A 26,150-nucleotide genomic window follows, 5' to 3' on the forward strand; every position below is an offset into this window, starting at 1 on the left:
CGCCGCCGGGGCCCGGGCGGCGGGACCAGCGGCGCGGCTCGCCGACCCGTGCCGCTCCCGTGCGGAGCACCGATGCACGCGTTCGCCAGCGGCCGGGGCTGGGCCGCCGGCCCGGCACGCCAGCTCGTCGTGCTGGCCCTCGCCGGCCTCGCGCTGGCCACGCGCAGCCTGCTGCGGCGGGCCCCGCACCGACCGGGGTGAGGACGAAGTACGCTGCGCGCGCCGCCCCAGGGCGCCCCGTCCCGTCCGCAACGCCAGGAAGCCCGTGCCCCGCAAGATCCCTCCCGCCTCGACCGCCGCCCTCGCCCGTGGGCTGACCGCCGTCGCGCTGACGGCCGTCGCCCTCGCCGGCTGCGGAGGCGACGACCCGACCGGCGGCGACGCGTCCCGGATGGCCCGCACCCACGTCGACGTCGCCGTGCCCGCCGTCTCGGCCGCCGCGGCCGCCCGTGGCGTCGTCCTCGAGGGGCGTGAGCGCGGCGTGCGCCTGTGGCTGCGGCCCGCGGTCCAGGAGGACGAGCCGCGCCTGCGCGCGACCTTCCGCATCATGGGGTCCGCCCCCGCGTCGCTGCGCCGCCGGCTGGCGAGCACCTCCGGCTACGAGATCACCTGCAGCGTCCGCGGGAAGGAGCTGCAACGCGTGATCGCGGCGCCGGCCGGCCCCCCGGGCACCATGCCCGTCGGCCAGCGGGTCAGCACGACCGCGTTCCTGTCCCTGCCGAAGGGCCAGACGGCGCCGCAGGCGGTGCGGTGGTGCCAGCTCGGGACGTCGCAGAACCGGCGCGGCAGCTCGCAGCAGACGTTCACGCACGACCCGCAGGCGGCGGTCGTGCGGTACCGGTTCGACTGAGCAGGCATCGGACCGTGGTGGTGCGGCGCGGCACGCGCCGGCGCGGCGGTCGTTGAGGCGCCACGGGCGGGGCGCGATGCGGTGCGCTCGCGGCCGGGCGCGACGACGGACGTCCGTGGTGCGGTCCCGGCCGGGACCCGTCGCGGAGCGGGCCGGCGCGCATTCGCGCGGCCGCATCGGCGGACGCCGGGCGGGAGGAGCGTCGCGAAGCCGGACCGCGCGCGTTCGCGCGACCGGATCGGCGGGCACCGGGACGCCATGGCCGACGACCCCGACCGCACCGATCCTGAGCCCGAGGACCTGACCGGTGAGCCGGTGGAGCGCGTCCGCGAGGCCGAGCGCTCGCTCAACCCCGACCGCGACGACGAGCGCGGCGGCGTCCCCGAGCTGAAGCCCGAGGACGTCGTGCCCGCGCTGCGCCGGCACGACGAGCGCAGCGCCGGCGACCCGCGGAGGCCGTAGCTGCCGGCTAGGGACTCAGCAGAGTCCCGCTTCACGCATCCGCTCAAGCCTCCAGCGGAGAATGCCAGGGCGCCCCGCCGAGTACTTCTCCCACGTGCCTTCTACGCCCTCTTCAGCCTGCTCGACGTACGCCTCCTCGAATTGCCACAACAGGATGTCGTCAAGACGCCGTAGAGCGCTGCGCTCGCGCTGACCGGCAGCCGCAAACACGTCGTGGAGAGCCTCAATGGGCGCCCGCGAAAGCAGCTCCTCGATCGCTGCGGGACCGTCCATACCCATGCCCACGGCTGCCCTAGCGATCCACTCGAGGGACGCGGAGGTCGCAGGCCGCGTCCCCGGAAACGACCGTTGCAACAGTGCCGGGAGCGCGCTACTGATCTCGAACAGCGCGTCTTGAGTTGCCTGCGCGAAGGGGCCCGAGAGCTCCGGCGCCGGTGGATCAACCGGCGGCGCAGCAACCTGCGCCGCGTCGATACTCGAGACGAGACGAGCGAGGATCATGTCCGCGGTCTCGAGCAGCGCCGCTGCGCGATCAAGGTCCCGAGACACCTCTGGGTCAAGGCGGTCGTGGGCCTTGTATCTGACGTCATGCTCGATCTCGGCCCAAGCGTGCTGAGCGTGCGTTCGAATTTGGATCTCGAGCCGCTCGATCCGACCCAGGTCGTGATCCGGGCAGACTTGCGGGATGTCAACGGGCCGAATCAGTAGATGGACTCCCCCGTATCCGAACGAACGTCGCTCGGGGTGGACCGCCGACTTGTTCTGACGCTCTTCGACGGTCAGGCGGGGGTCGGCCTGCAAGAGGTCCGCGACCCGCCCGATCTGGCCCTCGTGCAGCACTCTCACGCGCAGCGCCACCTGGTCGTGGACCGAACCCAGCGGACGGATGTACTTCGCATTCCCATCGGCGCCCGTAGCGGCCGCTTTCCTGGCAAAGGACTCGGGCGCCTTCACACGCGCCGACACAGAGAACTGCTCGCGATCCAGGTCCTGCGAGATCACCTCGTTCACGATCGTCTCGACGGCGTCGCGAAGGCCCGCGAGAAACGTCTGGTACTCGCCGCGCTCATAGGCACGACGCGCGTCGGTCAGGTTGGACTGCTCGGACATCATTGGGACGGGGCCTTTTTCGAACAAACACGCATACCCCTGTCTTCGTCCCAACGGCCCATGCCCTTTAGGGCGGTGTCCGCATCCGCGCCCCCGCCTGCGAGGATCGCCCCATGTTCGACCACGTCACCCTGCGCGCGTCCGACCTGGGCGCGTCGGAGCGCTTCTACGTCACGGTCCTCGGCGCGATCGGGCTCGGGCTGCCGAAGGCGAGCGAGTGGTACGTCGAGTGGAACGACTTCGGCGTCGCACCCGCGACCGACGAGCGCCCGGTCACGCGCAACCTGCACGTCGCGTTCGCGGTGCCGTCGCGGCAGCACGTGGACGACTTCTGGAAGGCCGGCGTCGAGGCCGGGTACGCGTCCGACGGCGAGCCGGGCGAGCGGCCCGAGTACTCCCCCAGCTACTACGGTGCGTTCCTGCGCGATCCCGACGGGAACAGCGTCGAGGCGGTGCACCGCGACGGGCAGCGCACCGACGGCAACGTCGACCACGTGTGGATGCGGACGGCCGACTTCGGCGAGGCCCGGCGGTTCTGGACGACGATCGCCGCGTCCGCCGGCCTCCGGGTGGACGAGGACAGCGACCGGCTGCTGACCCTCGTGCGCACCGGTGGCCACGGCGGCGACCTGGGCATCCTGCCCGGCGACACGCCGACGACGGGTGCGCACATCGCCTTTGGCACGACGGACGACGCGGACGTGCAGGCGTTCCACGCCGCCGGGGTCGGCGCCGGCTTCCGCGACGAGGGCGGCCCGGGCGAGCGCCCGATCTATCACCCCGGCTACTACGGCGCCTTCGTGCTGGACCCCGACGGCAACAACATCGAGGTCGTCAACCACCACCGCGACGAGGGCTGAGGCGCGGCCACCCCTCACCAGCCCGCCTCCTCCCCCGTGCGCCTGGTCCTCAACGTCCTGTGGCTCGTGCTGTCCGGCTTCTGGATGGCGCTCGGGTACGTCCTGGCCGGGCTGGTGCTGCTGCTGCCGATCGTCACGATCCCGTTCAGCCTGGCCGCGTTCCGCATCGCCGGCTTCTGCCTGTGGCCCTTCGGACGCACGCTCGTGCCCCATCGCGGATCCGGCGCCCTCGCGGGGATCGGCAACGTCATCTGGATCGTCTTCGCCGGCTGGTGGCTGGCGCTGGGTCACCTGCTGACCGGCGCGGCGCTGTGCCTGACGGTCGTCGGCATCCCGTTCGGGATCGCCAACTTCAAGCTCATCCCCGTCAGCCTCGTGCCCCTCGGCAGCCGGGTCGTGCCGCTCGGCTCGCCCGAGGCGCAGGCGGGCGTCGCGGTCTAGCGGCGCGCGTCGGCCGGCCGCCACCGGTGAGCGGGCGGGTCGAGCCGAGGTGGGCGGGCCAGAGGGGGCACGGTCCGGAGGGGTGCGGTCCGGCTGGACGGCGGCGGACGGGATGCCCGCACCGAGCATCCCGGTCATCGCGTGACGGCCCGGGTCGGGAGGCCGGGTGGGGGGCGAATCGCGTCGCCGCTCACGGCGTGGGGTCGATCCGCGTCACCGCTCACGGCGTGGGGTCGATCCGCGTCACCGCTCACGGCGTGGGGTCGATCCGCGTCACCGCTCACGGCGTGAGGTCGACCCGCGTCACCGCTCACGGGGTGGGGTCGATCCGCGTCGAGAAGCGACGCCGATCGACCCCACCTGCCGAGCGTCGACGCCGATCGCCCCCGCACCCGCGCCGACCGACCACGCGCCGACGTCAACCGCCCCGGCACCCACGCCGACCGACCACGCGCCGACGTCAATCGCCCCCGCACCCGCGCCGACCGACCACGCGCCGACGTCAATCGCCCCCACCCACGTCGGCTGCCCACGCGCCGACGCCGATCGCCCCCCCCACCCGTGCCGACCGCCCACGCGGCGACGCCGGTCGCCCGCGCACCGAGGTTCCAGCGGCGTCGGCGCCCCGCCCCGGTCCGCCCCCGCGGTGGCCCCGGCGCAACGGGTCACCGGGCCGGCGCGTACGGGCGGACGCGGAACCGGGCCGGCGCGACGCCGATCCGCCGCGCCGGCCAGCCGCTGCCCTCAGGCCAGCCGCGCGTCGGCGTAGGCGCCCATCGCCGCGGCCAGGAACGCCACGAGGCCGGGCGCCACCGCCTCCAGCCGCTCCCGGAACTCGGGGTGCTCGGCGTACAGGTCGGCGAGGCCGCGGTAGCTCTCGCGGTTCGGCGTCCAGAACCGCGCGACGCTGCGGTGGTGCTCGTCGACGACGGCCAGCACCTCCGGCGCGTCCGGGCGGACGCCGGCGGCCATCAGGTCCGCCAGGCGGCGGTGGATGCCCTCCCACTCGCGCTGCACCGCGGCGTAGTCGTCCGCCGTCCAGCCCTCCGTGCGCCGCTCCGCGGTGCGGAAGTGCTCGCGCACCCCGTCCCCGTGGCGCTGCGCCAGCGCGTCCTCCATCTCGGCCCGCCGCGCGGCGAACCCCTCGAACATCTCCTCGGCCGACATCGCGTCGCCTCCTTCGATCTGGGCGATGGTCCGCGCGACGGTGCGGGCCAGCACGTCGAGCCGCTCGCGCTCGGCGCGCAGCTCGTCCGCGTGCCGGCGCAGCGCCAGCACGCGGTCGGTCTGGCCGTCGAGCACGGAGGCCACCCGGTCGAGCGGCAGCCCGAGCCGGCGGAGCAGGAGGATCTGCTGCAGCCGCAGCAGCTCGTCCCATCCGTAATGACGCAGGCCGCCGGTGCCGACGCGGGCGGGCCGCAGCAGGCCGATCGCGTCGTAGTGGCGCAGCGTCCGCGAGCTCACGCCCGCGATCCGGGCCACCTCGGCCGTCGTCCACTCCATGCTGCTCGCCCTCCGTCCCGCGGTCCATCGGGCCGGCGGATTCCGGCCCGTCGGCGACGGTAGGCGTTGACGCTACGTCAACCGCAAGGGCGACCGGGCCCGGTCAGCGCGACGCCCGGTCGGGCCGCGGCTCGCGCGCCGCGGCCCCGTCCGCCGTCAGCGTCGCGAGCAGCGCGAGCGCCTGCGCGTCGGCCGTCCCCGGGGGCGCGTGCATCACGCAGAGCGACGCTCCCTCGGTGCCCGGCACGGCCAGCACCTGGTACCGCAGGCGGAAGGTGCCGACCGTCGGGTGCAGGAAGCGCTTCTCGCCCGTCATCGACGCCTGCACGTCGTGGCGGGCCCACAGCTCGCGGAAGCCCTCGCTCTTCAGCGACAGCTCGCCGACCAGCGCCTGCAGCTCGGGGTCGTCCGTGTCACCACCCACCCAGGCGCGGAACGCGGCGACGGCTTCGCCCAGGACGTGGTCCAGCTCGTCGCCGTGCAGCTCGCGGATCGCGGGATCCAGGAACAGGCCGCGCAGCAGGTTGACGCCCGGCTCGTAGCACGGGGCCAGCGCGCGGGCGATGGCGTTCGAGGCCAGGACGTCCAGGTGCCGGCTCTGCACGATCGCGGGGGTGGTGCCCCACGTGTCGACGAGCTCCTGGAGGACGGCAGGGACCGGCGCGTCGGCGGCCCGGGACGCACGGCGCACCGGCGGCGCGGGCCGCGCCAGCTCGTACAGGTGCGCGGTCGCGTCGTCGCCCAGGCGCAGGACGCGGGCAAGCGCGTCGAGCACCTGCTCGGACGGCCGGTGGTCGCGGCCCTGCTCCAGCCGCACGTAGTAGTCGGCGGAGACGCCCGCGAGCATCGCCAGCTCCTCGCGGCGCAGGCCCGGCACCCGCCGGCGCTCGTCGGTCGGCAGGCCGACGTCGTCGGGCGTCACCTGCTCGCGGCGGGCCCGCAGGAACTCCCCCAGCCGCTTCGCGCGCTCCATCTGCACCACGCTAGCGGCCGCGCGCGGCGCGAAGGTGGCCCTGACGTACCCCAGGCACGAGCGGCGTCTGGTGCGATCGGCGTGGCGGGCGCAGGGTGCAGGCATGGCTTCCACCTGGCTCATCACCGGCACCTCGAGCGGCTTCGGCCGCCACATGACCGAGCAGCTGCTCGCCCGCGGCGACCGCGTCGCGGCCACCCTGCGCCGCCCCTCGCGGCTCGACGACCTGCGGGCCCAGCACGCCGACCGGCTGTGGGTCGGCCGCCTGGACGTCACCGACACCGCGGCCGTCCGCGCGACGGTCGACGCCGCGTGGGCCGCGTTCGGCCGCATCGACGCTGTCGTCTCGAACGCCGGCTACGGCCTGTTCGGCGCCGTCGAGGAGATGACGGACGAGCAGATCGAGCGGCAGCTCGACACGAACGTCCTGGGCTCGATCCAGATGGTCCGCGCCGCGCTGCCCCACCTGCGGGCGCAGGGCGGCGGGCGGATCCTGCAGGTCGCCAGCCTCGGCGGCCACCACGCCTTCCCGGGCCTGGCGCTCTACAACGCGACGAAGTTCGCGATGGTCGGGTTCACCGAGGCGCTGCGCGCCGAGGTCGCGCCCTTCGGCATCGGCGTGACGGTCGTCGAGCCGGGCAGCGCACGCACCGCCTTCGCGGAGGGCTCGGCCGCCTACGCCCCGGCGATGGAGGCCTACGCCGGCACGCCCGCCGACGCGCTGCGCGAGCAGGTCCGCGCCTTGGACGGCACCACCAGCCCCGGCGATCCGGCCCGCATGGCCGCCGCGATGATCGCCGCCGCCGACGCCCCCGAGGCCCCGGTGCGGCTGATCCTGGGCAGCGACGCGACGGTGATGATCGAGCGCGCGCTGCGCGAGCGGCTCGCGCACGTGGAGGAGCAGCGCGAGAGCGCCGCGGCGACCGACGCGGACGGCGCGCGCGGCGGCGAGCCGTCCTGGGCGTAGGGCCGCGGCGAGCGGGCGCGGGGTCGTGCTCCGGATCGCCGCGGCTGGGTGTGGGTGATGCGGGACGCGATGCCGCGGCGGGCGGCCGCGGGGTCGTCCTCCGGATTGCCGCGGCCCGGTGAGGGTGATCCGGAACGTGATGCCGCGGCGGGCGGGGGCCGGGTCGTGCTCCGGATCGCCGCGGCCCGGTGAGGGTGATCCGGAACGTGATGCCGCGGCGGGCGGGGGCCGGGTCGTGCTCCGGATCGCCGCGGCCCGGTGTGGGTGATCCGGAACGCGATGCCCCCGCCGGCCGCCCGCCTCGGGCCACCCGTCCCGACCCGCGCGCACCCCCCGTCAGCGCCCGAGGATCCGGTCCGTCGCCGGGTCGGGATCGCCCCCGTAGTACTGGTCCAGGACGGCGCGGAACACCTCCTCGTCCGGGGCGGCGCGCAGGAACAGCGTCATGCTCGAGCGCAGCTTCTGCGCGTCGACGCCGCCGAGGACCGCCGCGGCGTCGCCGCCGGGCAGGGCGGTCAGCGCCCGCGCGGCCTCGCGCAGCCGCGGACCGAGCACGTGGTGCCCCAGGTACGCGCGCGCCTCGTCGAGGGAGCGGATCGCGTAGCGCTGGGCGGTCGGGCTGCGGCCCAGCCCCGCCACCTGCGGGAAGACGAACCACATCCAGTGGCTCGTCTTGCGGCCGGCGCGCAGCTCGGCCAGGGCCTGCTCGTACGTGCCGTCGCCCTGGGCGGCGACGAAGCGCTGCAGCTCGTGCGGATCGTCGGGGGTCATCCTCGGCCCCTACCCGCCGACGGGCTCGCGACGACGGCGAACGACCCGTCGCCGCAGGCCGTGAGGCAGCGGCGACCGGCGCCCCGGGGTGGCCTCAGCGCCAGGGTCCCGCGGCCTCAGCCGACGGCACCCATCACGTGGGCCCAGGGCGACGGGGCGTCGACGATCGGCGGACGGTCGGCGTACGCCTGCCGCGGATCGTCCGTCGCGGTCGCGACGCTCGCGCCGTGCCGGGCGGCCACCGGGTCGACGGGGTAGTGCGTCGGGTGGCTCGGCCGCGCGCCGACCATGAGGATCGCGCAGGGCCCGTCCCCCGCGCCGACGGTGATGTGCGCGGTGCCCGGCGGGCAGTGCAGGTAGTCCCAGGTGCGCAGCCGGCGCTCCTCGCCCTCGACGATCGCCAGGCACTCGCCCGCCAGCACGAGGAACCCCTCCTGCGCGTCCTCCAGGTGGTACTTCGCCGAGGGCTCCCCGGGCTGCAGCACGTGCACCCCGATGCCCAGCGTCCGGGACGGTGCCCGCGGGCTCTCCAGCACGCACCACGTGCCGCCCCCGGGCACCGCCTCCCAGCCGATCTCGTCCAGGTTGAGGATCCACCAGCCGTCGTCCGCCGCCTGGCGGCCGGTCGCCGTCTCCTGGATGCGCGCCTCGTGCATGCGGCCACGGTAGCCCCTCCGTCCCGCGGCCACGTGGAGCGCGGTGACGGCGGACACCCTCGACGGGAACAGGTGTGCACTGTAGGCTCGCGGGCGCCGGCGCCCGTTCCCCTCTCCCGCGGACGCCGGCGTACCCGTCCACGCGCCGTCCCCGGCGCCGACCCAGGAGACCCCCATGCCGATCCGCACCCGCGCCGCCGTCCTCGTCGCCACCGTCCTCGCCGTCGTGGCGACCGGGACGGCCGGCGCATCAGCCGCGACCGGTCCCCGGTCCGAGAGCTTCGCCGCCGCGTTCGCGACCTCGCTGATCGCGCCGGAGCTCGACACGCCGGGCGCGAACGACCCGACGTGCCGCCCGTCCGCGGCCCACCCGCGTCCCGTGGTGCTCGTCCACGGCACGTGGGAGAACCGCTACGACAACTGGGCGTCGCTGGCCCCGCGGCTGAAGGACGCCGGGTACTGCGTGTTCGCCCTGAACTACGGCGACGACGCGAAGAGCCTGGCCGGCCTGGTCCCGGCGATGAAGGGCACGGGCGACATCCGCGACTCGGCCCGCGAGCTCGGCGCCTACGTCGACCGCGTCCGGGCCTGGACCGGCGCGACCCAGGTCGACCTGGTCGGCCACTCGCAGGGCGGCATCGTCGCGCGGCAGTACCTGCGCTTCGCCGGCGGCGCCACGCCCGCCGACCCGTCGCGCAACGCGGTCCGCCGCGTGGTGACGATCGGTGCGACCAACCACGGCACGACCCTCTCCGGCATCGCGACGCTCGGCCGCCAGCTGGGCCTGCTCGGCGCCGCCGAGCCGCTCCTGGGCACCGCGGCGCTCCAGCAGACGACGGACGCGCCGTTCATCGCGGAGCTGAACGCCGGCGGCGACACCGAGCCGGGCATCGACTACACCGCGATCGCCACGAAGTACGACGAGGTCACCACGCCGTACCGCTCGACGTTCCTGACCGCCGGGCCGGGCGCGACCGTCCGCAACGTCACGATCCAGGACGGCTGCGCGATCGACCTGAGCGACCACCTGAGCATGACCTACGGGCCGCGCATCGCCCGGCTCGTGACCAACGCGCTCGACCCGTCGACGGCGCGCACCGTGCCCTGCCTGCCGAAGGCGCCGGTGCTGTAGCGCCCCGGCTCGTCCGTCGCCCCGGCCGCCGGCGCGGGGCGACGGACCGGCGGGGTGCCGGCCCTCAGCCGAGCTCGCGCTCGTAGACGACCTGCGACGACAGCGCGCCCGCCTGGTCGTACAGCGAGCGGGCGCGGCCGTTGTAGCTCTGCGTGTGCCAGTACAGCTTGGTGGCGCCGCGCCGGCGGGCCTCGGCGGCCGTCGCGTCGATGAGCGCGCGGCCCGCGGCGCCGCCCCGCGCGGCCGGGCCGACGAACAGGTCCTCCAGGTAGCAGTAGCCCGCGGGCGACCAGGTGGAGCCGTGCAGCAGCGCGTGCGCGAAGCCCACGGGACGATCCTCTCCGTCGACGGCCACCAGCCCGAACATCGCGTCCTCGCCGGCGCACAGCCGGCCGAACGTGACGTCGGTGACGTGCGGATCGAGGTCCTCGCGGTAGAACCGCAGGTAGCCGTCCCACAGCGCCTGCCAGGCCTCGCGGTCGGCGGGACGCAGCGGACGGACCGACGGGGCAGGCGTGCTCATGCGGGCAGGCTAGCCCCCGGGCGCGCGCGGCGCGGCGGCGGTGATGCCCCCATCAACAGGAGGCGGGAAGAGCCGGCGCTCAGCGGTGAAGGTCCGACCACCAGACCATACCCCCGTGGGGTTTCGCGGTCGCGATCGCGGGTAGACGTAATCCATGTTCGCCCACGACCGAGAGGATGCCGTCGTCACCGCCCAGGAGATCCAGCGCGTCATCGCCGCACGACGACAGCTGCGCCGCGCCGACCGCCGCGATGCGGGTGGCCGCCGTCCCCGCCACGGCATCGTGGCCCCCGTCCTGGACCAGGCCGAGCACGTGACGCCGCTGCTCCGCGAGCACGACCACCGGATCGCCCGCGACTGACCGTCGGCGCGGCGCGTCAGTCCGCCGCCGCCCGCTCGCGGGAGCACGCCAGCCGGCCCTCGAGCCGGTCCAGCCACGCTTGCAGCTCGGGCGGCCCGTGCAGCGTGAAGTCGGCGTCCAGCAGCGCCAGCGCGGCGGCGAGCCACGGCAGCGAGTCGCCCTGCATCCGCAGCCGGCAGCGCCCCTCGCCCTCGGGCTCCGCCGTCCCCCGGAACGGCCGCACCTGCTGGGCGACCACCGCCGCCGGCGCCTCGACCGTCGCGTCCACCGCGTAGCGCGTGGGGCTGGCGCCGAGCGATCGCGCCACGAACGTCGCCGCGTCCGGCGCGGGCAGCTCCTTCGGCACGAAGCGCGTGCCGGACGCGCGCACGTCGCCCATCCGGTCCACGCGGAACGTCCGCCAGTCCTCACGGTGCAGGTCCCAGGCGACGAGGTACCAGTAACGCTCCACGCACACGAGCCGGTGCGGCTCGACCGTGCGGTCCCGCTCCTCGCCGTCGCGCCGGCGGTAGCGCAGCCGCAGGCGCTCGTCGTCGCGGCAGGCCGCCGCGATCGTCGTCAGCGTGTCGGCGTCCACGCGCACCCCCTGCGTGCGCATCAGCGGCACCGTGTAGGCGCCGAGCGCGTGCACCCGCCGGCGCAGCCGGGTCGGCAGCAGCCCCTCGAGCTTGGCGAGCGCCCGCACCGACGTCTCCTCCATGCCCGCGACCGCGCCCCCGGCGGCGCTGCGCAGGCCGACGGCGATCGCGACGGCCTCGTCGTCGTCCAGCAGCAGCGGCGGCAGGTCGGCCCCCGCCTCCAGGCGGTAGCCGCCCGCCGCGCCCCGGGTCGCCGCCACGGGGTAGCCGAGCTCGCGCAGGCGCTCGACGTCGCGCCGCAGGGTCCGCGGGCTGACGCCCAGCCGCCCCGACAGCTCGCCCCCGGGCCAGAAGCGGTGCGTCTGCAGCAGGCTGAGCAGCCGCAGCATCCGGGTCGTCGGGTCCGCCATGCGCGCAGCGTGGCAGTCACAGCGGACAGGACGTGACCGCTTTCGATCGCCGTCTGGTGCGGGGCCGCGACCCGCCGGCCGGACCTTCCCCGCGCGGAACGACCGCCAGCCGCCCCCGCGACCGTGGGCCCGCCGCCCCGTCCCGCCGGCGCGCCGCGCCGATCCGCGCGTCCCGGCGGGGTCGCCGGCGCGGGCGCGTAGCGTCGGAGGGGTACGGCCACCCCCACGGAGGCACCCATGAAGATCGGCATCATCGGCGCGGGCCACATCGGCTCGGCCCTCACCCACCGGCTGACGGAGCTCGGGCACGACGTGCGCGTCGCCAACTCCCGCGGGCCCGAGACGCTCCGCGAGCTGGCGGACGAGACCGGCGCGACGGCCGTGCCCGCGACCGAGGCCGCGGACGGCGCCGAGATCGTCGTCGTGACGATCCCCGCCAAGAACGTGCCGGACCTGCCCGACGGCATCCTGGACGGCGCCGCCCCCGGCGCGGTCGTCGTCGACACGAACAACTACTACCCGCAGCAGCGCGACGGGCGGATCGACGCCATCGAGGGCGGCATGCCCGAGAGCGCCTGGACGGCGCAGCAGCTCGGACGCCCCGTGATCAAGGCGTTCAACAACATCTACGCCGCGCACATCCGCACGCACGGCCGGCCCGCAGGCGACCCCGAGCGCATCGCCCTGCCGGTCGCCGGCGACGACGGCGCGGCGAAGGCGAAGGTCCTGCAGCTCGTCGACGACCTGGGCTTCGACCCGGTCGACGCGGGGGGCCTGGACGAGTCGTGGCGTCAGCAGCCGGGGACGCCGGTCTACGGGACCGACCTGGGCGCGGACGCCCTGCGCGAGGCCCTCGCGGCCGCGAGCCCGGACCGTCCCGCCGACTTCTCGGCCTGAGCCTCCCCGCCCGCGGCGTCGGCTCCGTCCCGGCGGGGCCGTCGCCGGCGCGGCCACGCGGCCCCGGGACCGGACGGCGTCGCCGCGCGGTCACCGGGCCGGACGCCATCCCGCGGCGGGCGCCGCACCGCGCCGCCGGGCGTCAGCCCACGGGCGCGAACCGCGGCACGACGCGCCCGTCGACCTGCACCGTCTCGCAGAACATCGCCTTCGGCCGGATCCACAGGCCCCGCTCGCCGTAGAGCGCGCGGTAGACGACGTGCGGCTCCTCGGTCTCGGAGTGGCGCGCCTCGAAGAGCACCTCGTACTCCGGCCCCTTGTAGTGGCGGTAGCGGCCGGGGGCGATCGGGGCGGCGGGATCGAACGGGGTCACGCCGCCGATCCTGCCAGGACCGGGGCCGGCGACGCCGCGGCCGGCGCCCCGCCGCCGCGGAACGCGCGCCGGTACGCCTGGGGGCTGGTGCCGCACAGGGCGCGGAAGCGCTCGCGGAACGCCGTCGGCGAGCCGTAGCCGACCAGGTCGGCGATCCGCTCGACGGGCTCGTCCGTCGTCTCGAGCAGGCCCTGGGCGCGCCGCAGGCGGGCGCGGTGCAGCCACTGCAGCGGCGTCGTGCCCGTCTGCTCGCGAAAGCGGCGGCTGAGCGTGCGCGGGCTCATGTGGGCGCGGGCGGCGAGCGCCTCGAGCGTGTGGCGCTCGCCGGCGTGCTCCTCCATCCAGGCCAGGAGCGGCGCCAGGCTGCCGCCGTCCGCGTCGGGCGCCCGGTGCACGATGAACTGCGCCTGGCCGCCCGCGCGCTCGAGCGGCATCACGGCGGCGCGCGCGGCGTCGGCCGCGACGGCGGCGCCGTGGTCGCGACGGATCATGTGCAGGCACAGGTCCAGGCCCGCCGCCGCGCCGGCCGACGTCAGCACGTCCCCGTTGTCGACGTACAGGACGTCGGGATCGACGGCGACCTGCGGGAACCGGGCCGCCAGCAGCTCGGCGGCGGCCCAGTGCGTCGTCGCCCGCAGGCCGTCGAGCAGCCCGGCCGCGGCCAGGACGAAGGCGCCGGTGCAGATCGACGCGATCCGCGCGCGGGGGGCCGCGGCGCGCAGCGCGTCCAGCAGCGCATCGTCGACCGGGGCGAGCGGGTCGCGGACCCCGGGGACGACGACGGTGTCGGCGTCGGCGAGGGCGTCCAGGCGCCACGGGGCACGCAGGGCGAACGCGCCGGCGGAGACCTCCTCCGCGGCCGCACAGACCCGCACCCGGTAGGCGGGACCGCCGTCGGGGCGGCGGGCGAAGCCGAAGGTCTCGACCGCCGTCGCCAGGTCGAACACGATCACCCCGTCGAAGGCCACGACCGCCACGGTGCGCATGCCGGCACGGTACCGGACCACGTGGCGCGAATACGTCGCACAACGGCGTTCCGGCCACTGGCGGCGGCGTCCGGCCCGGCATAGCGTCGCGAGCCCGTGACCAAGCTCCTGCTCAGCATCCACGTCGTCGCCGCGATCGTCGCGATCGGGCCCGTCACCGTCGCCGCCAGCGCCTTCCCCCGCGCCGCCCGGGCCGCGCTCGCCGACCCGCACGACCAGGGCGCCGCCGCGACGCTGGCGTCGCTTCACCGCATCTGCCGGGCGTACGCCGCGCTGGGCGTCCTCGTGCCGGTCTTCGGGCTGGCGACGGCGGCGAGCCTGGGCGTGCTCGGCGACGCGTGGCTGCTCGCCTCGATCGGCCTGACCGTCGTCGCGGCCGGCGTGCTGGCCCTGCGGGTGCTGCCGGCCCAGCGGCGCGTGATGACCCGCGCCTGGGGCGCGACGGCCGGGCTCGACGCGCCGGCCGCCCGCGCGCTGACGGCGCCGCTGGCCATGACCGCCGGCGTCTTCAACCTGCTGTGGGTCGCCGTGACGGTGCTGATGATCGTGCGCCCCGGATCGACGACCGGCGCGTGACCGCGGCCTCGGGCTCCGGACCCTGCGCCGCCTGGCTCCGCCGGCGCGGTGAGTCCGCCGCCCGCCCCGTGCCCGGCCGGTCCGCGAGCGGCGTGGGTCCGGCGCGATACTCGACGGCATGATCGTCGGGACCGCCACCATGCCGGGCATCCACGTGCGGGACCATGAGGTGCCGGTGCCGCTCGACTGGGACCGCCCCGAGGACGGACGCCGCCTGACGCTCTTCGCCCGCGAGCTCGTCGACCCGGCGCGCCGCAACGCGGACCTGCCGCTGCTGCTGTTCCTGCAGGGCGGCCCCGGTGGCAAGGGCCCGCGGCCGCGCCCCGGCACGTCGTGGATCCCGCGCGCGCTGCGCACCCACCGCGTGATCCTGCTCGACCAGCGCGGCACGGGACGCTCGACGCCGGTGACGGCCCGGACGATGGCGCGCCTGGGCGACGGGGACGCCGGGGCCGACTACCTCGCGCACTTCCGCGCCGACGCGATCGTCCGCGACGCCGAGCACCTGCGGCGCGAGGTCTTCCGCGTCGACCGCTGGGAGACGCTCGGCCAGAGCTACGGCGGCTTCCTCACCCTCACGTACCTGTCGCTCCATCCCGAGTCGCTGCGCGCGTGCTACGTCACCGGCGGCCTCGCGGGCCTGCACGCCGACGCGGACGAGGTCTACCGCCGCACGTTCCCGCGCATCGTCGCGAAGAACCGCGCGTTCCGGGCCCGCTACCCCGACGACGCCGCGCGCCTGGCGGCCGTGGCCGACCGCCTGGCCGCCGAGCCGGTGCGGCTGCCCGACGGCGACGAGCTGACCGTCCGCCGCCTGCAGCTGCTCGGCGCCGGCTTCGGCATGAGCACGGGCTACGAGGACGTGCACTGGCTGCTGGACGAGGCCTTCGACCCCGAGGACGGGCCCGACGGGCGCGCCGAGCTCTCCCCCGCGTTCCTCGCCGCCGCCATGCGGGCCACGAGCTACGACGAGAACCCGCTCTACGCCGTGCTGCAGGAGGTCATCTACCACCAGGGCGCGGTCACGCCGGGCTGGGCCGCGGAGCGCGAGCGGGCCCGCCGCCCCGAGTTCGCGCCCGACGCCCGCCCCCTGCTGCTGACGGGCGAGACGATGTTCCCCTGGATGTTCGAGGAGCTCCGGGCCCTGCGGCCGTTCCGGGCCGCCGCCGAGGCGCTCGCCGCCCGCGAGTCGTGGCCCGCGCTCTACGCGCCCGAGCGGCTCGCGCGCAACGAGGTGCCGGTGGCGGCCGCCGTCTACCACGACGACATGTACGTCGACGCCGGGCTGTCGCTCGAGACGGCCGAGGCGGTCGGCAACGTCCACGCCTGGGTGACGAACGAGTACGAGCACGACGGCCTGCGCGCCGGCGGCGGCGCGGTGCTCGACCGCCTGATGACGACGGTGGCCGAGCACGGCGGCGGCATCGCCTGACCGGGACCGGGACCGCCTGATCGGCCGGCCCTTCCCCCGCGCCGGGGCGGCCCGCCGTGGCGCCGGCGACCCGGGCGGCCGGGGTCCAGGCGGCGGTGATCCCGAGGACTGCGGCTCGGCGGCCGCCGCCGCGGCGGCCGCCCCGCGGTCAGCGCGGGACGGGGCCCTCGAGCAGCGCGCCGCCGGCCGCGCCGACCTCGCCCTCCTCGATCTCGCGCTCGCGCAGCGCGGCCGACGGCGCCCGGTGCGCGTCGTCGCCCGGCGTGCGGCCGGCCAGCACCCACGCCAGCACGGCGGCGGCCAGGCCGAGGACGACGGCGACGACGAAGACGTCGGAGTACGCGCCCAGGTCGGGACGGCCGTCCGTTCCGAACGCCCGCAGCAGCGTGACGGCCAGGCCCGAGCCGATCGAGAAGCCGACGTAGCGGGTCACCTGGTAGAAGCTCATCGCGCTCGACGTGACCTCGCGCGGGACGGCGCCGACGATGAACGCCGGCATCGCCGCGAACGTCAGCCCGACGCCGATCCCGAACAGCGCCATCGTCACGGCGGCCTGCCACAGGGCGTCGCCGGTCACCGCGAAGAACAGCGCGGCGAGGCTGAGCGCGGCGCAGCCGATCGGGAGCGTCGCCCGGACGCCCGTCCGCGCCTGGATGCGGCCGAGCCAGCGGCTGGACAGGAAGCTCGTGACCGAGAACGGGACGAGCACCAGACCGGCGACGAAGACGCTCTCGTCCAGGCCGTCGGGCCGCTGCACCACCTGGGTGATCAGCGTGATGCTCAGGTACATCGCCGTCCCGACCACGAGGCCGGTGACGTTGGCCGTCAGCACGGCGCGGTGGCGCAGCAGCCGCAGGTCGACGAGCGGCTCGTCCGTGCGCAGCTCGTGCGCCGTCCACGCGGCCAGGAAGACGACCGCGACCGCCGCGAGGCCCAGCGTCGTGCCCGACGCCCAGCCCCAGTCCGCGCCCTTCTCGAGCGCCACCAGCAGCGCGACCAGGCCGACCGCGACGAGCGCCGCGCCGACCACGTCCGTACGTCCCGGCGACGGGCGGTGCCGCGTGCTCGGGACCACCGCCAGGGCGATCAGGAACGCCAGGCCGCTCGTGATCGCGCCGAACCAGAACGCGGCGGCGACGTCGAGCTGCTCGGCGATCAGCCCCGTCAGCGGGTAGCCCAGCCCGACGCCGACGGCCGTGGTCACCGACAGCGTGGCGATCACCCGCGGCGCGCGGGCGGCCGGGAGCCCGTCGCGGGCCGCGGCCATCGTCAGCGGCATGAGCGCCAGGCCCATCCCCTGCAGGGCGCGGCCGATCACGAGCACGCCGAGCGACCCGGCGAGCGCCGCCAGCACGCCGCCGGCCGTCACGCAGGCCAGGCAGAGCAGCAGCACCTCGCGCCGCCACGGGCCGTCGCCCAGCCGGCCGACGACCGGCGACGCCACGGCGCCGACGAGCATCGTCGCCGTCAGCGACCACTGCGCGCTGCCCAGCGAGGCACCGAGGTCGCGGGCGAGCGTCGGGATCAGCGGCGCGCCGAGCGAGCTGATGATCGAGACGACCATCCCGATGAACAGCAGACCGGGGACGAAGGCACGGGCGGGCGGCGGCGCGGACGACACCCGATTGATTGTAGGGGCAAAGCTAACGACCGTCCCCCGACGGCCGCCACGGCGGTCAGATCAGCCCGCGAGCGATCTCGTCGCCCAGCGTCAGCCCCCGCGAGACGGCGAGCGCGACGTCCTCGAGGATCGCCGACGCGCGCCGCTCGAAGTCCTCGGCGTCGTCGTGCGGCAGCACCCGGAGACCGCCGAAGCGCACGCGCCCCGGCTCGGCCGCGATCTCGACCTCGCGCACGTCGAAGGCGCGGGTCCAGCGGGACTGCACGATCAGCAGCGCGTCCTCGTCCAGGCCGCCGAAGTCGGCGGGCACCTCGACGTCGCGCCGGCCGTCCTCGCCGGCCTCGTCGAGCTTCGCGATCCAGATGAGCCAGGGATCCGTCGGCACCCGGCCGACCCTAGCGCCCGGCCGACGGCGGCCCGTTCGGGCGGGAGGACGTCGGCGGCCGGCCACCGGCCCGCGGCGGGGCGTCCGGCGCCGGACGCCCCGCGGCGCCGCGTCGGCCCGCCGCCGCGGCGCTGACGCCCGGCCCGCCCGGGCGTGCGCCGCCGATCGCGCCGACCCCAGGCCGCCGTCGGCGGCCGGCTCCAGCAGCCAGCGACGAGACTGACTCCGGCCGCCGACGGCGGAGGCCCACGCCAGCGAGCGCGAGCGGTGACGCGCCACGATGCGCGGCGAAGTGCCGCGCCGCCCGGGGCGACCCGCAAGGATGCGGCGGACCCCGCTCCCGGAGACCCCGTGCCCGACCGATCACCGTCCCGCCCCGCCGCCCCCGCGCGCACGACCCGTCGCACGGCCGTGCGCGCCGCCGCCCGCGGCTCGGCCCTGCTCATCGGGGCCCAGACCGCGCTCGCCGCCGGCACCGGGCGCGCCGTGGCCGCCGACCCCCGCACCTACCAGCGCTACGTCACCCGCCCGGACCTCCGCCCGGTCGAGGTCGTCGTCACCCGCACGAGCGCGGCGGCCCGGCCCGGTGGGGTCTTCACCGTCGCGCCGAAGCTCGCCCTGGGCAACTGGCGGCGCCGGCGCATGGACGAGGCGCGCAGCGGCCCCACGATGTTCGACGTCGACGGCGAGCTCGTGTACTTCCACGGCACGAAGCAGGGCCTGACGCCGTTCGACTTCCGCGTGCAGACGCTGCACGGCCTGCCGGTGCTCACGTACTGGGAGGGGACGACGAGCGGCGGCCACGGCCCGGGCGAGGGCGTGGTGCTCAACCAGGCGTACCACGAGATCGGGCGCGTCCGGATGACCGGCGGGCTGAAGATGGACTTCCACGACTTCCGCCTGACCCCGCAGGGCACGGCGCTCGTCATGGCGTACGACGACACCACGGCGGACCTGCGCTCCGTCGGCGGCCCGCGGACGGGGCGCATCTTCGACAACGTCATCCAGGAGATCGACCTGGCGACCGGCCGGACGCTGCTCGAGTGGCGGATGTCGGACCACGTGCGCTTCTCGGAGTCGTACTTCCCGCGGCCCGACGACGCGAAGGAGACGTGGGACGTCTTCCACATGAACTCGGTGTACGCGCAGGACGAGCGCACGCTGCTGGCGTCCTGCCGGCACACGCACGCGGTCTACGCGATCGACCGCCGCACGGGCGAGCTGCTGTGGCGTCTGGGCGGAAGGAAGAGCGACTTCCGGATGGGCAAGGGCGCCGCGTTCTCGTGGCAGCACGACGCCCAGCGCCGCGCCGACGGCACCCTGACGCTGTTCGACAACCACACGAGCACCTACAAGAGCACGACGCGCTCGCGCGGGCTCGTGCTGCGGCTGGACGAGCGGGCCGGGACCGCGACGCTGGTGGCGGAGTACCCGCACCCCGACGCGCGGGTGACCTCGGCGACCCAGGGCAACCTCGACGACCAGGCGAACGGCCAGATGGTCGTCGGCTGGGGCAGCGGCTCGCGCCGGATCACGCAGCTCGACCGCGACGGGAAGGTCGTCTTCGAGGCCGAGATGCGCGCGAAGGGGTACGAGTCCTACCGCGCCTACCGCGCCCCGTGGACGGGCCGCCCGACGACCACGCCCGACGTCGTGGCGGCGAAGGGCGTGAGCCGCACGCGGGTGTGGGTGAGCTGGAACGGCGCGACCGAGGTGGCGTCCTGGCGCGTCCTGGCGGGCGCGTCGCCCGCCGCGCTGGCGGTCGTGGGCACGGTCCCGCGCCGCGGGTTCGAGACGTCCACGACGATCGCGGGGAAGCCGGCGTCCGTCGCGGTCGAGGCCCTCGACGCCGCCGGGCGCGTGCTCTCGCGGTCGCGGACCGTGAGGTCCTGACGGGGCGCGGGCGCGGGCCGGATCCGGCGTCCCGGCGGACCGCTCCGCGGCCCCTGCCACACTCCCACGGGTGAGCATCCAGCGCGGCTTCAGCGACCGAGAGCCCGTCGGCCGGCGCGCCCGCAGCGTCCGCCACGACGCCCACGTCGGGCTGCTCGGGTCGGGCACGCTGGCGTGCCCGGCGTGCGACGCGCCGGTGTCGCCCGGTCCGGGCGCGCTGACGCCGACGGACGCGATCTCGTGCCCCGTCTGCCTGCACGCAGGCGCCGTGCGCGACTTCCTCTCGCTCGCCGCGCCGTCCCGCCCCGCGCGGGTGGACGTGCGCGTGGTGCACCGGCCGCGCTGAGCGGCCGGGCGACCGGCGCGGTCCGGCCCGGCCCCCGACGCGCCGCCCGGCGCCTCAGCCCTCGGCGATCTCGGACGCCTCGAGCCAGGCGGCCTCGAGCTCGTCCCGCTCGCCCGCCAGCGCGGCCTGCTCGTCCCCGAGCGCGCGCAGGCGCTCGTGGTCCATCGCGGCGGCGGCCATCTGCTCGTGCAGCTCGGCCTCGCGCGTCTCCAGCTTCTCGAGCCGTCGCTCGATCCGGCCCAGCTCCTTGCGGGCCGCGTGCACCGCGGCGCCCGACGGCCGGGCCTTCGTCGCCGTGCCCGCGTCGCCGGCCGGGGCCGCGGGCGCCGCCGCGCCGCCGGCGGGTCCGGTCGCCGGGGCGCCCGCGCGGCGCTCCTCGACGTACTGGTCGATGCCGCCGGGCAGGTGGCGGATCGACCCGTCGGGCGCGAGCGAGTAGACGTCGTCGGTGACGCGCTCGACGAAGTAGCGGTCGTGCGAGACGACGACGAGGGTGCCGGGCCACGCGTCGAGCAGGTCCTCGAGCGCCGTCAGCGTGTCGATGTCGAGGTCGTTGGTCGGCTCGTCCAGCAGCAGGACGTTGGGCTCCTCCATCAGCAGGCGCATGAGCTGCAGCCGGCGCCGCTCGCCGCCGGACAGGTCCTGCACCAGCGTCCGGGCCCGCGCGCCGCGGAAGCCGAAGCGGTCGCACAGGCTCGCCGCGGTCAGCTCCTCCCCCGCGCTGGTCGTCGCGGTGCCGCGGACCTCCTCGAGCGACTCGAGCACGCGCAGGTGCCCCGGGATCTCGGCGGTGTCCTGCGACAGGTGGGCGATGCGGACGGTCGCGCCGCGGTCGACGTGCCCCGCCGTCGGCGCCAGCTCGCCGCTCAGCACGTTGATGAGCGTCGTCTTGCCCGACCCGTTCACGCCGACGAGCGCGACGCGGTCGCCCGGGCCCAGCCGCCAGGTGGCGTGCCGCAGCAGCGTGCGCTCCCCGAACGCGACGGAGACGTCCTCCGCCTCGAGCACCTTGTCGCCCAGGCGGGCGGTCGCGAACCGCAGCAGCTCGACGCCGTTGCGCGGCGCGGGCTCGTCGGCGATCAGCTCGTTCGCGGCCTCGATGCGGAACTTCGGCTTCGACGTGCGCGCCGGCGGGCCGCGGCGCAGCCAGGCCAGCTCCTTGCGGATGAGCTGTCGGCGCCGGGCGTCGCGCGCGGCCTCCTGGCGGTCGCGCTCGGCGCGGGCGAGCACGTAGGCGGCGTACCCGCCCTCGTACTGGTGCACGGTGCCGTCGACGACCTCCCACGTGTGGGTGCAGACCGCGTCCAGGAACCAGCGGTCGTGGGTGATGACGACCATCGTGCCCTTGCGGCCGGCGAGGAAGCGCGCGAGCCAGTCCACGGCCTCGACGTCCAGGTGGTTCGTCGGCTCGTCGAGCAGCAGCAGCTCGGGGTCGTCGAGGAGCAGCTTGGCGAGCGCGATGCGCCGCCGCTCGCCGCCCGACAGCGGGGCGATGACGGTGTCCAGGCCGTTCGGGAAGCGCCGCATCTCGACGCCGCCGAGCAGCCCGTCCAGGACCGCGCGGAACGCCGCGTCGCCGGCCCACTCGTGGTCGGCGCGCCCGCCGACGAGCTGGTCGCGGATCGTCCGCTCGGGGTCGAGCTCGTCGCCCTGCGCGACGATCGCCATGTCGAGGGTGCCGACGCGGACGACGCTGCCGGCGTCGGGCTCCTCGGCGCCCGCGATCAGGCGCAGCAGCGTCGACTTGCCGTCGCCGTTGCGGCCGACGATGCCGATGCGGTCGCCGGCGTTGACGCCCAGGGTCACGTCCTGCAGGACGGAGCGGCTGGCGTACCCCTTGTCGACCGACTTGAGGTTGACGAGGTTGCGCGGGGCCATCCCCCCGATTGTGGCGGGTCCGGCGGGCCGGGCGACGGGCGGTACGGGCCGCGGCGTCGGCGCCGATCCGCGCGGCAGGGCGCCGCGCGGCGCCGTCCGCCTGATCCGCGCGCCGTCGGACGCCGGGGACGCGCGCCCGCGTGCGTCCGTCGCGCCGCGTCCGGCTCGCGCGCCCGTGTCGCCCCGACCGACCGGGCGACCGACCGACCGACTGGGCGGGCGAGCGGGCGGGCGGGCGAGCGGGCGGGCGGGCGAGCGGGCGAGCGGGCGAGCGGGCGAGCGGGCGAGCGGGCGAGCGGGCGAGCGGGCGAGCGGGCGAGCGGGCGAGCGGGCGAGCGGGCCTCGATACCCGATCGCATACGCCCGAAACCCGAACGGTCGTTTCGTCGCGCGCCGCGTCGGGTACGACCTGGACGTGCCCGCGCCGCTCCGCCCTTCCGCCTCCGGACCGGACGCCGGCGCCCTGCACCTGACCTTCGACGACGGGCCGTGCCGCACCTGGACCCCGCGGACCCTGCGCGCCCTCGCCGACCACGACGTCCAGGCCACGTTCTTCGTGCTCGGTTCGGCGGCGCGCCGGGCGCCCGAGCTCGTCCGTGCGGCCCTCGCGGCCGGGCACCGGGTCGAGCTGCACGCCGACGAGCACGTGCGCCACACCGAGCGCACCCGCGCGGAGATCGCCGCCGACGCGGACCGCGCGCTCGCCACGCTCGACGCGCTGGGTGCGTCTCCCCGCTGGTGGCGGACGCCCTGGGGCGTGGCGACGGCGGACACGCGGGCGGTCGCCGCCGAGCGCGGGCTCGAGCTCGTGCGGTGGGACGCCGACACCCACGACTGGCGCGGCGACGCCCCGGCGACGATGCTCGCCGCGGTCGCCCGCGACGTCCCCCGCGGCGGCGTCGTCCTGGCCCACGACGCCCTGGGTCCCGGAGCGCGGCGCGACGGCTGCGACGCCACCGTCGCGCTCGTCGGGCTGGCGGCGGCGTGGGCCCGCGCGCGGAACCTGCCGCTCCTCGCGCTGCCCGACCCGCCGGCCGCCGTCGTCCGGACGCGCGGCATGGAGCTGGCGGCGTGAGCGTCGCCACGCACGTGCCCTCCGGGGCGACGACCGCCACCCCGGCGGACTGGCCGGCGCTCGTCGCCGCCGGCTGGACGGCCGCCGACGCCTTCGACGGGCGCGCGGCCGAGCTGTCGGGGGTCCGGGCCGTCGCCGCCGCGGACCTCGGCCTCGGCCGGATCCTCGACGGGCACCGCAACGCCCTCGAGCGGCTGCTCGTGCACCGGCCGGAGGACGTGGCGCCGGCGCTCCGCGCGCGGGTGGCCGCCGGCGAGGTCCCCCTCGGCGTCTGGGGCGCGGACCCGCGCGGCGACGAGGGTCCACCCGCGCTGCTCGCCCGCGACGGCCGGGGCCGGCCCGTCGCCCGCGGCGTCAAGACGTTCTGCTCGGGCGCCGGCGTCGTCGCGCTGGCGCTCGTGCTGCTGCGCGACACCCCGGACGGGCGCCCGGCGATCGCGGCGCTCGTCGACGTCTCCGACCCCGCCACCGCGGAGGTCGACCGCTCGTGGTTCGCCGCGCCGGCGCTGCGGACGAGCGAGAGCCACCGCGTCGTGCTCCGCGACGCCCCGGTGCTGGCCGTCCTCGGCGCGCCCGGAGCGCTCCTGGAGGACCCGTTCTTCAGCGGCGACGCGCTGCGCACCGCGGCGTCCTGGGCGGGCGCGCTCGACGCCGTCGTCGCCGGCACCCGCGCGGCGCTGCGTCCGCGCGGCGCGACGGACGCCGAGGCGCTGCTCCTCGGTCGCGTGGCCGCCGCCCACGCGACGGTCGACCGCTGGCTCGAACACGCCTGCGCCGCCGTCGACGCCGGCGCGCCGCACCTGGCGGACACGGTGCTGCACGCCCGCCTGGAGATCACCGAGCGCGCCCGCGAGATCCTGCGCCTGACCGCCGAGCTGACGGGGTCCCACGCGATCGCCACCGACGACCGTGCGGCCCGCGCCCGGCGCGACCTGGACCTGCTCCTGCTGCAGCACCGGCTGACGCCCGCCGCGGTGCGGCTGGGCCACCGGACGATCGGCGCGGCGTGACCGGCCGGTCCGCCGGAGCGCCCGTCCCCGCCCCGGCCGCCGCGGAGCGCGGCGGCCGGCGCCCGTTCGGTCCCGCGGACTTCGAGGCGCTGTGGCGCCGCGACGCCGATCCGTGGGGCTTCGCGAGCAGCGCGTACGAGGCGGAGAAGTACGAGCGCACCCTCCGCGCGTGCGGCGCCGGGCCGTTCGGCCGGGCGCTCGAGCTGGCGAGCGCCAACGGCGTCTTCACCACGCGGCTCGCGCCCCGCTGCCGGCGGCTCGAGACCCTGGAGGCGGCCCCGACCGCGGTGGCGCTGGCCCGCGCGCGCCTGGCGGCCGCCGGACACGCCGACGTCGCGGTCCGCGCGGGCCTCGTCCCCGACGACCTGCCCGACGCGCCGGGCGCCTTCGACCTGGTGGTCGCGTCCGAGGTCCTCTACTACCTGGACCGGCCCGTCCTCGACCGGACGGTGGACGCGCTGGCGGGGCTGCTGGCGCCCGGAGGCCGGCTCGTGGCGGTGCACTGGACGCCCGACGCGCCGGACCACGCCCTTCCGGGGCACGTGCCCCACGACGTCCTCCGCGGGCGCCCCGACCTGCGCCGCGTCGTCGCGGACGAGCAGCCGACGTACCTCCTCGACGCGTTCGTCCGCGCGTGAGCGCCGCCCGCGCCGTCGTGATCGTCCCCGCCCGGAACGAGGCGGAGCGCGTCGCGGGCTGCCTCGCGGCCCTCGCCCGCCAGACCGTCCCGCCCCGGGTGATCCTCGTCGACGACGGCTCGACGGACGGCACCGGACGCATCGCCGCGACGGCGCTCGCCCGCGGCGGCCTGGAGCACGAGGTGCTGCGCGGCCCCGGGGCCGGGGTCGGGTGGGCGCGGCGCGTGGGATTCGATCGCGCCGCCCGCTGGGCCCTGCGCGCCGGCGCGCCGGCGACGCTGCTCGTCAGCACGGACGCCGACTCCGTCGCCGACCCGGGATGGATCGCCGCCCTGCTGCGCCACGCCGAGCGCGGCGCCGACGTCGTCGCGGGCGACGTGCTGCTGCGCCGCGACGAGCCCGCCGATCCCGTGGCCGTCGCCCGGCGGCGCCAGCGGGCCCGCGGGCGCCTGCGCGCCGTCCGCGCCGTCGAGCCGGGGGCCGCCCACCACCACTTCGCCGCGGCCAACCTGGCGCTCACGGTCGACGCGTACGAGACGGTCGGCGGCATGCCCACGCCCGACGCGCTCGAGGACGAGGCGCTGCTGCGCGCCGTTCGTGCCGCCGGTCTGCGCACGGTGCGGGCGGCGGACGCCGTGGTGCGCACCAGCCCGCGAACCGTCGGCCGGACGCCGCGCGGACTGGCCGTCGACCTGGCGGCCGACGCGGGCACAGCCCTGGCCGGCAGCGGTCGGACCTGAGGGGCGGGGACGCGCGATGCGGGCGGAGGGGCTCGAACCCCCACGGCTTGCGCCACGGGCACCTAAAGCCCGCGTGTCTACCAATTCCACCACGCCCGCTCGGCGCCGTTCCCTACCGCCGGTCGAATATCGGCCGCGGCGGGACCGTGGGAGTGTAGGCTGCCCGGCGGAATGGCGCGCGGAACGAACATCTCCTGGCCGAACCGCGAGAAGGCGTCGAGCAAGCTCCTGCGGCTGCTCGTGGTCGTCGCCCTCCTCGTGTCGGCCGCTCTCATCGCGATCACGGCCGCCCGTGGCTGGGACCTGATGCAGGACGGCAAGCAGCTGCTGATCGTCTTCGTCGTCCTCGACCTGATCTTCGTCCTGCAGGTGCTGCGGTGGAGCCGCGGCGTGCTGCCGATGGCGGCGGGCCTGGCGACGTTCGTGGCGATCTTCGCCGGCGTGTCGATCCAGAGCTGGTACGACCGCGACGCCCCCGGCTTCGACGATCCGGGGCTGTCCTCGCAGCTCGGCTTCATGACGATCCTGATCCTCGCGGCCCAGGTCGTGGTGATCGTGCTGGCCGTCCTCGCCTTCCGCCAGAACTGGCAGGTCGAGGTCGAGCGGCACGACGACGAGCCCGCGGGCGGCCGGCGCGGCCGCCGGGACGCCGTCACGGCCTAGCGTCCGGCTGCGCGGGCGGGACCGCGCCCGCCGGGCCGCG

The 26,150-nt window shown here is 76.6% G+C and carries 30 protein-coding genes and 1 tRNA gene; 18 read left to right on the forward strand and 13 right to left on the reverse strand.

What is annotated here, in order from left to right:
• Positions 1-72: 72 nt before the first annotated feature.
• The 3 genes from J3P29_RS20440 to J3P29_RS12245 all read left to right on the forward strand — a co-directional run bounded on the left by J3P29_RS20440 (position 73) and on the right by J3P29_RS12245 (position 1,312).
• Complete coding sequence (locus J3P29_RS20440) at positions 73-201, forward strand: hypothetical protein (protein ID WP_282600086.1); 129 nt, start codon at positions 73-75, stop codon at positions 199-201.
• A 64-nt stretch (positions 202-265) separates the two neighbouring features.
• On the forward strand, positions 266-850 hold the full coding sequence (locus J3P29_RS12240; protein WP_210493704.1) for a hypothetical protein: 585 nt from the start codon (positions 266-268) through the stop codon (positions 848-850).
• 258 nt (positions 851-1,108) lie between these two features.
• Entirely contained in the window at positions 1,109-1,312 is a 204-nt protein-coding gene (locus tag J3P29_RS12245) for a hypothetical protein (protein WP_210493705.1), read from the forward strand.
• Between the two features lie 15 nt (positions 1,313-1,327).
• On the opposite strand, the gene J3P29_RS12250 is transcribed toward J3P29_RS12245, so the two are convergent.
• Positions 1,328-2,425 (reverse strand): hypothetical protein, encoded by a 1,098-nt coding sequence (locus tag J3P29_RS12250; RefSeq protein ID WP_210493706.1) that lies wholly within the window; start codon positions 2,423-2,425, stop codon positions 1,328-1,330.
• Between the two features lie 110 nt (positions 2,426-2,535).
• On the opposite strand from J3P29_RS12250, the gene J3P29_RS12255 reads away from it, so the two are divergent.
• Together J3P29_RS12255 and J3P29_RS12260 are read left to right on the forward strand one after the other, a co-directional pair.
• Complete coding sequence (locus J3P29_RS12255) at positions 2,536-3,282, forward strand: VOC family protein (RefSeq protein WP_210493707.1); 747 nt, start codon at positions 2,536-2,538, stop codon at positions 3,280-3,282.
• A 36-nt stretch (positions 3,283-3,318) separates the two neighbouring features.
• A complete protein-coding gene (locus J3P29_RS12260) occupies positions 3,319-3,723 on the forward strand; it encodes a YccF domain-containing protein (protein WP_210493708.1) in 405 nt (134 codons plus the stop codon).
• A 744-nt stretch (positions 3,724-4,467) separates the two neighbouring features.
• Here the strand turns inward: J3P29_RS12260 and J3P29_RS12265 are convergent.
• Positions 4,468-5,226 (reverse strand): TipAS antibiotic-recognition domain-containing protein, encoded by a 759-nt coding sequence (locus tag J3P29_RS12265; RefSeq protein WP_210493709.1) that lies wholly within the window; start codon positions 5,224-5,226, stop codon positions 4,468-4,470.
• A 103-nt stretch (positions 5,227-5,329) separates the two neighbouring features.
• Entirely contained in the window at positions 5,330-6,199 is an 870-nt protein-coding gene (locus J3P29_RS12270) for a helix-turn-helix transcriptional regulator (RefSeq protein ID WP_210493710.1), read from the reverse strand.
• A gap of 103 nt (positions 6,200-6,302) precedes the next feature.
• Between J3P29_RS12270 and J3P29_RS12275 the strand changes: the two genes are divergently transcribed.
• Positions 6,303-7,166, forward strand: a complete 864-nt coding sequence (locus J3P29_RS12275) for an SDR family oxidoreductase (protein WP_210493711.1) — start codon at positions 6,303-6,305, stop codon at positions 7,164-7,166.
• 336 nt (positions 7,167-7,502) lie between these two features.
• On the opposite strand, the gene J3P29_RS12280 is transcribed toward J3P29_RS12275, so the two are convergent.
• Positions 7,503-7,937 carry a DUF1810 domain-containing protein gene (locus tag J3P29_RS12280; RefSeq protein ID WP_210493712.1) on the reverse strand — a complete coding sequence of 145 codons (435 nt, stop codon included), beginning with the start codon at positions 7,935-7,937 and terminating at the stop codon, positions 7,503-7,505.
• Positions 7,938-8,053: 116 nt separating this feature from the next.
• Entirely contained in the window at positions 8,054-8,593 is a 540-nt protein-coding gene (locus J3P29_RS12285; protein ID WP_210493713.1) for a cupin domain-containing protein, read from the reverse strand.
• A 175-nt stretch (positions 8,594-8,768) separates the two neighbouring features.
• Between J3P29_RS12285 and J3P29_RS12290 the strand changes: the two genes are divergently transcribed.
• Positions 8,769-9,725 carry an alpha/beta fold hydrolase gene (locus J3P29_RS12290; RefSeq protein WP_210493714.1) on the forward strand — a complete coding sequence of 319 codons (957 nt, stop codon included), beginning with the start codon at positions 8,769-8,771 and terminating at the stop codon, positions 9,723-9,725.
• A 64-nt stretch (positions 9,726-9,789) separates the two neighbouring features.
• Here J3P29_RS12290 and J3P29_RS12295 read toward each other — a convergent pair whose 3' ends face one another.
• Positions 9,790-10,248 (reverse strand): GNAT family N-acetyltransferase, encoded by a 459-nt coding sequence (locus J3P29_RS12295; protein WP_210493715.1) that lies wholly within the window; start codon positions 10,246-10,248, stop codon positions 9,790-9,792.
• Between the two features lie 154 nt (positions 10,249-10,402).
• Here J3P29_RS12295 and J3P29_RS12300 point away from each other — a divergent pair, with 154 nt between their 5' ends.
• Positions 10,403-10,609 carry a hypothetical protein gene (locus J3P29_RS12300; protein ID WP_210493716.1) on the forward strand — a complete coding sequence of 69 codons (207 nt, stop codon included), beginning with the start codon at positions 10,403-10,405 and terminating at the stop codon, positions 10,607-10,609.
• A gap of 16 nt (positions 10,610-10,625) precedes the next feature.
• Here the strand turns inward: J3P29_RS12300 and J3P29_RS12305 are convergent, their stop codons facing one another.
• Entirely contained in the window at positions 10,626-11,597 is a 972-nt protein-coding gene (locus J3P29_RS12305; RefSeq protein ID WP_210493718.1) for a WYL domain-containing protein, read from the reverse strand.
• A gap of 237 nt (positions 11,598-11,834) precedes the next feature.
• On the opposite strand from J3P29_RS12305, the gene J3P29_RS12310 reads away from it, so the two are divergent.
• A complete protein-coding gene (locus J3P29_RS12310; RefSeq protein WP_210493719.1) occupies positions 11,835-12,494 on the forward strand; it encodes an NAD(P)-binding domain-containing protein in 660 nt (219 codons plus the stop codon).
• Positions 12,495-12,636: 142 nt separating this feature from the next.
• Here J3P29_RS12310 and J3P29_RS19960 read toward each other — a convergent pair whose 3' ends face one another.
• Positions 12,637-12,867 carry a DUF1653 domain-containing protein gene (locus tag J3P29_RS19960; protein ID WP_210493720.1) on the reverse strand — a complete coding sequence of 77 codons (231 nt, stop codon included), beginning with the start codon at positions 12,865-12,867 and terminating at the stop codon, positions 12,637-12,639.
• On the reverse strand, positions 12,864-13,853 hold the full coding sequence (locus J3P29_RS12320; protein WP_210493721.1) for a helix-turn-helix domain-containing protein: 990 nt from the start codon (positions 13,851-13,853) through the stop codon (positions 12,864-12,866). Before J3P29_RS12320 ends, J3P29_RS19960 begins: the two co-directional genes overlap by 4 nt.
• Positions 13,854-13,949: 96 nt before the next feature.
• Here J3P29_RS12320 and J3P29_RS12325 point away from each other — a divergent pair, with 96 nt between their 5' ends.
• Both J3P29_RS12325 and J3P29_RS12330 read left to right on the forward strand, forming a co-directional pair.
• Positions 13,950-14,429: a hypothetical protein gene (locus tag J3P29_RS12325; protein WP_210493722.1), complete on the forward strand. Its 480-nt coding sequence runs from the start codon at positions 13,950-13,952 to the stop codon at positions 14,427-14,429.
• A 118-nt stretch (positions 14,430-14,547) separates the two neighbouring features.
• Complete coding sequence (locus J3P29_RS12330) at positions 14,548-15,861, forward strand: alpha/beta fold hydrolase (RefSeq protein ID WP_210493724.1); 1,314 nt, start codon at positions 14,548-14,550, stop codon at positions 15,859-15,861.
• A gap of 148 nt (positions 15,862-16,009) precedes the next feature.
• Here the strand turns inward: J3P29_RS12330 and J3P29_RS12335 are convergent, their stop codons facing one another.
• Positions 16,010-17,482 (reverse strand): MFS transporter, encoded by a 1,473-nt coding sequence (locus J3P29_RS12335; RefSeq protein WP_210493725.1) that lies wholly within the window; start codon positions 17,480-17,482, stop codon positions 16,010-16,012.
• A gap of 55 nt (positions 17,483-17,537) precedes the next feature.
• Positions 17,538-17,867 (reverse strand): hypothetical protein, encoded by a 330-nt coding sequence (locus J3P29_RS12340; RefSeq protein WP_210493726.1) that lies wholly within the window; start codon positions 17,865-17,867, stop codon positions 17,538-17,540.
• Between the two features lie 411 nt (positions 17,868-18,278).
• On the opposite strand from J3P29_RS12340, the gene J3P29_RS12345 reads away from it, so the two are divergent.
• Together J3P29_RS12345 and J3P29_RS12350 are read left to right on the forward strand one after the other, a co-directional pair.
• A complete protein-coding gene (locus tag J3P29_RS12345; protein WP_210493727.1) occupies positions 18,279-19,760 on the forward strand; it encodes an arylsulfotransferase family protein in 1,482 nt (493 codons plus the stop codon).
• Positions 19,761-19,830: 70 nt separating this feature from the next.
• Positions 19,831-20,106 (forward strand): hypothetical protein, encoded by a 276-nt coding sequence (locus J3P29_RS12350; RefSeq protein WP_210493729.1) that lies wholly within the window; start codon positions 19,831-19,833, stop codon positions 20,104-20,106.
• Between the two features lie 54 nt (positions 20,107-20,160).
• On the opposite strand, the gene J3P29_RS12355 is transcribed toward J3P29_RS12350, so the two are convergent.
• Positions 20,161-21,984, reverse strand: a complete 1,824-nt coding sequence (locus tag J3P29_RS12355) for an ABC-F family ATP-binding cassette domain-containing protein (protein ID WP_210493730.1) — start codon at positions 21,982-21,984, stop codon at positions 20,161-20,163.
• 415 nt (positions 21,985-22,399) lie between these two features.
• Between J3P29_RS12355 and J3P29_RS20785 the strand changes: the two genes are divergently transcribed.
• From J3P29_RS20785 to J3P29_RS12375, 4 genes are read left to right on the forward strand one after another with little or no spacing between them, the layout of a single operon-like run.
• A complete protein-coding gene (locus J3P29_RS20785; protein WP_210493731.1) occupies positions 22,400-23,059 on the forward strand; it encodes a polysaccharide deacetylase family protein in 660 nt (219 codons plus the stop codon).
• A complete protein-coding gene (locus J3P29_RS12365; RefSeq protein WP_210493733.1) occupies positions 23,056-24,069 on the forward strand; it encodes an acyl-CoA/acyl-ACP dehydrogenase in 1,014 nt (337 codons plus the stop codon). The genes J3P29_RS20785 and J3P29_RS12365 overlap by 4 nt, the downstream gene beginning before the upstream one ends.
• On the forward strand, positions 24,066-24,707 hold the full coding sequence (locus J3P29_RS20790; protein WP_210493735.1) for an SAM-dependent methyltransferase: 642 nt from the start codon (positions 24,066-24,068) through the stop codon (positions 24,705-24,707). The genes J3P29_RS12365 and J3P29_RS20790 overlap by 4 nt, the downstream gene beginning before the upstream one ends.
• The gene (locus J3P29_RS12375) at positions 24,704-25,447 is read left to right on the forward strand and encodes a glycosyltransferase family A protein (protein WP_210493736.1); all 744 of its coding nucleotides are present in this window, start codon (positions 24,704-24,706) and stop codon (positions 25,445-25,447) included. Before J3P29_RS20790 ends, J3P29_RS12375 begins: the two co-directional genes overlap by 4 nt.
• 17 nt (positions 25,448-25,464) lie before the next feature.
• Here J3P29_RS12375 and J3P29_RS12380 read toward each other — a convergent pair.
• Positions 25,465-25,546, reverse strand: a tRNA-Leu gene (locus tag J3P29_RS12380).
• Positions 25,547-25,618: 72 nt separating this feature from the next.
• On the opposite strand from J3P29_RS12380, the gene J3P29_RS12385 reads away from it, so the two are divergent.
• Positions 25,619-26,110, forward strand: coding sequence for a hypothetical protein (locus J3P29_RS12385; RefSeq protein WP_210493737.1), 492 nt, complete (start codon positions 25,619-25,621; stop codon positions 26,108-26,110).
• Positions 26,111-26,150 lie beyond the last annotated feature (40 nt).

Origin of the sequence: Patulibacter sp. SYSU D01012 (assembly GCF_017916475.1) — a bacterium.
Lineage (GTDB): Bacteria > Actinomycetota > Thermoleophilia > Solirubrobacterales > Solirubrobacteraceae > Patulibacter.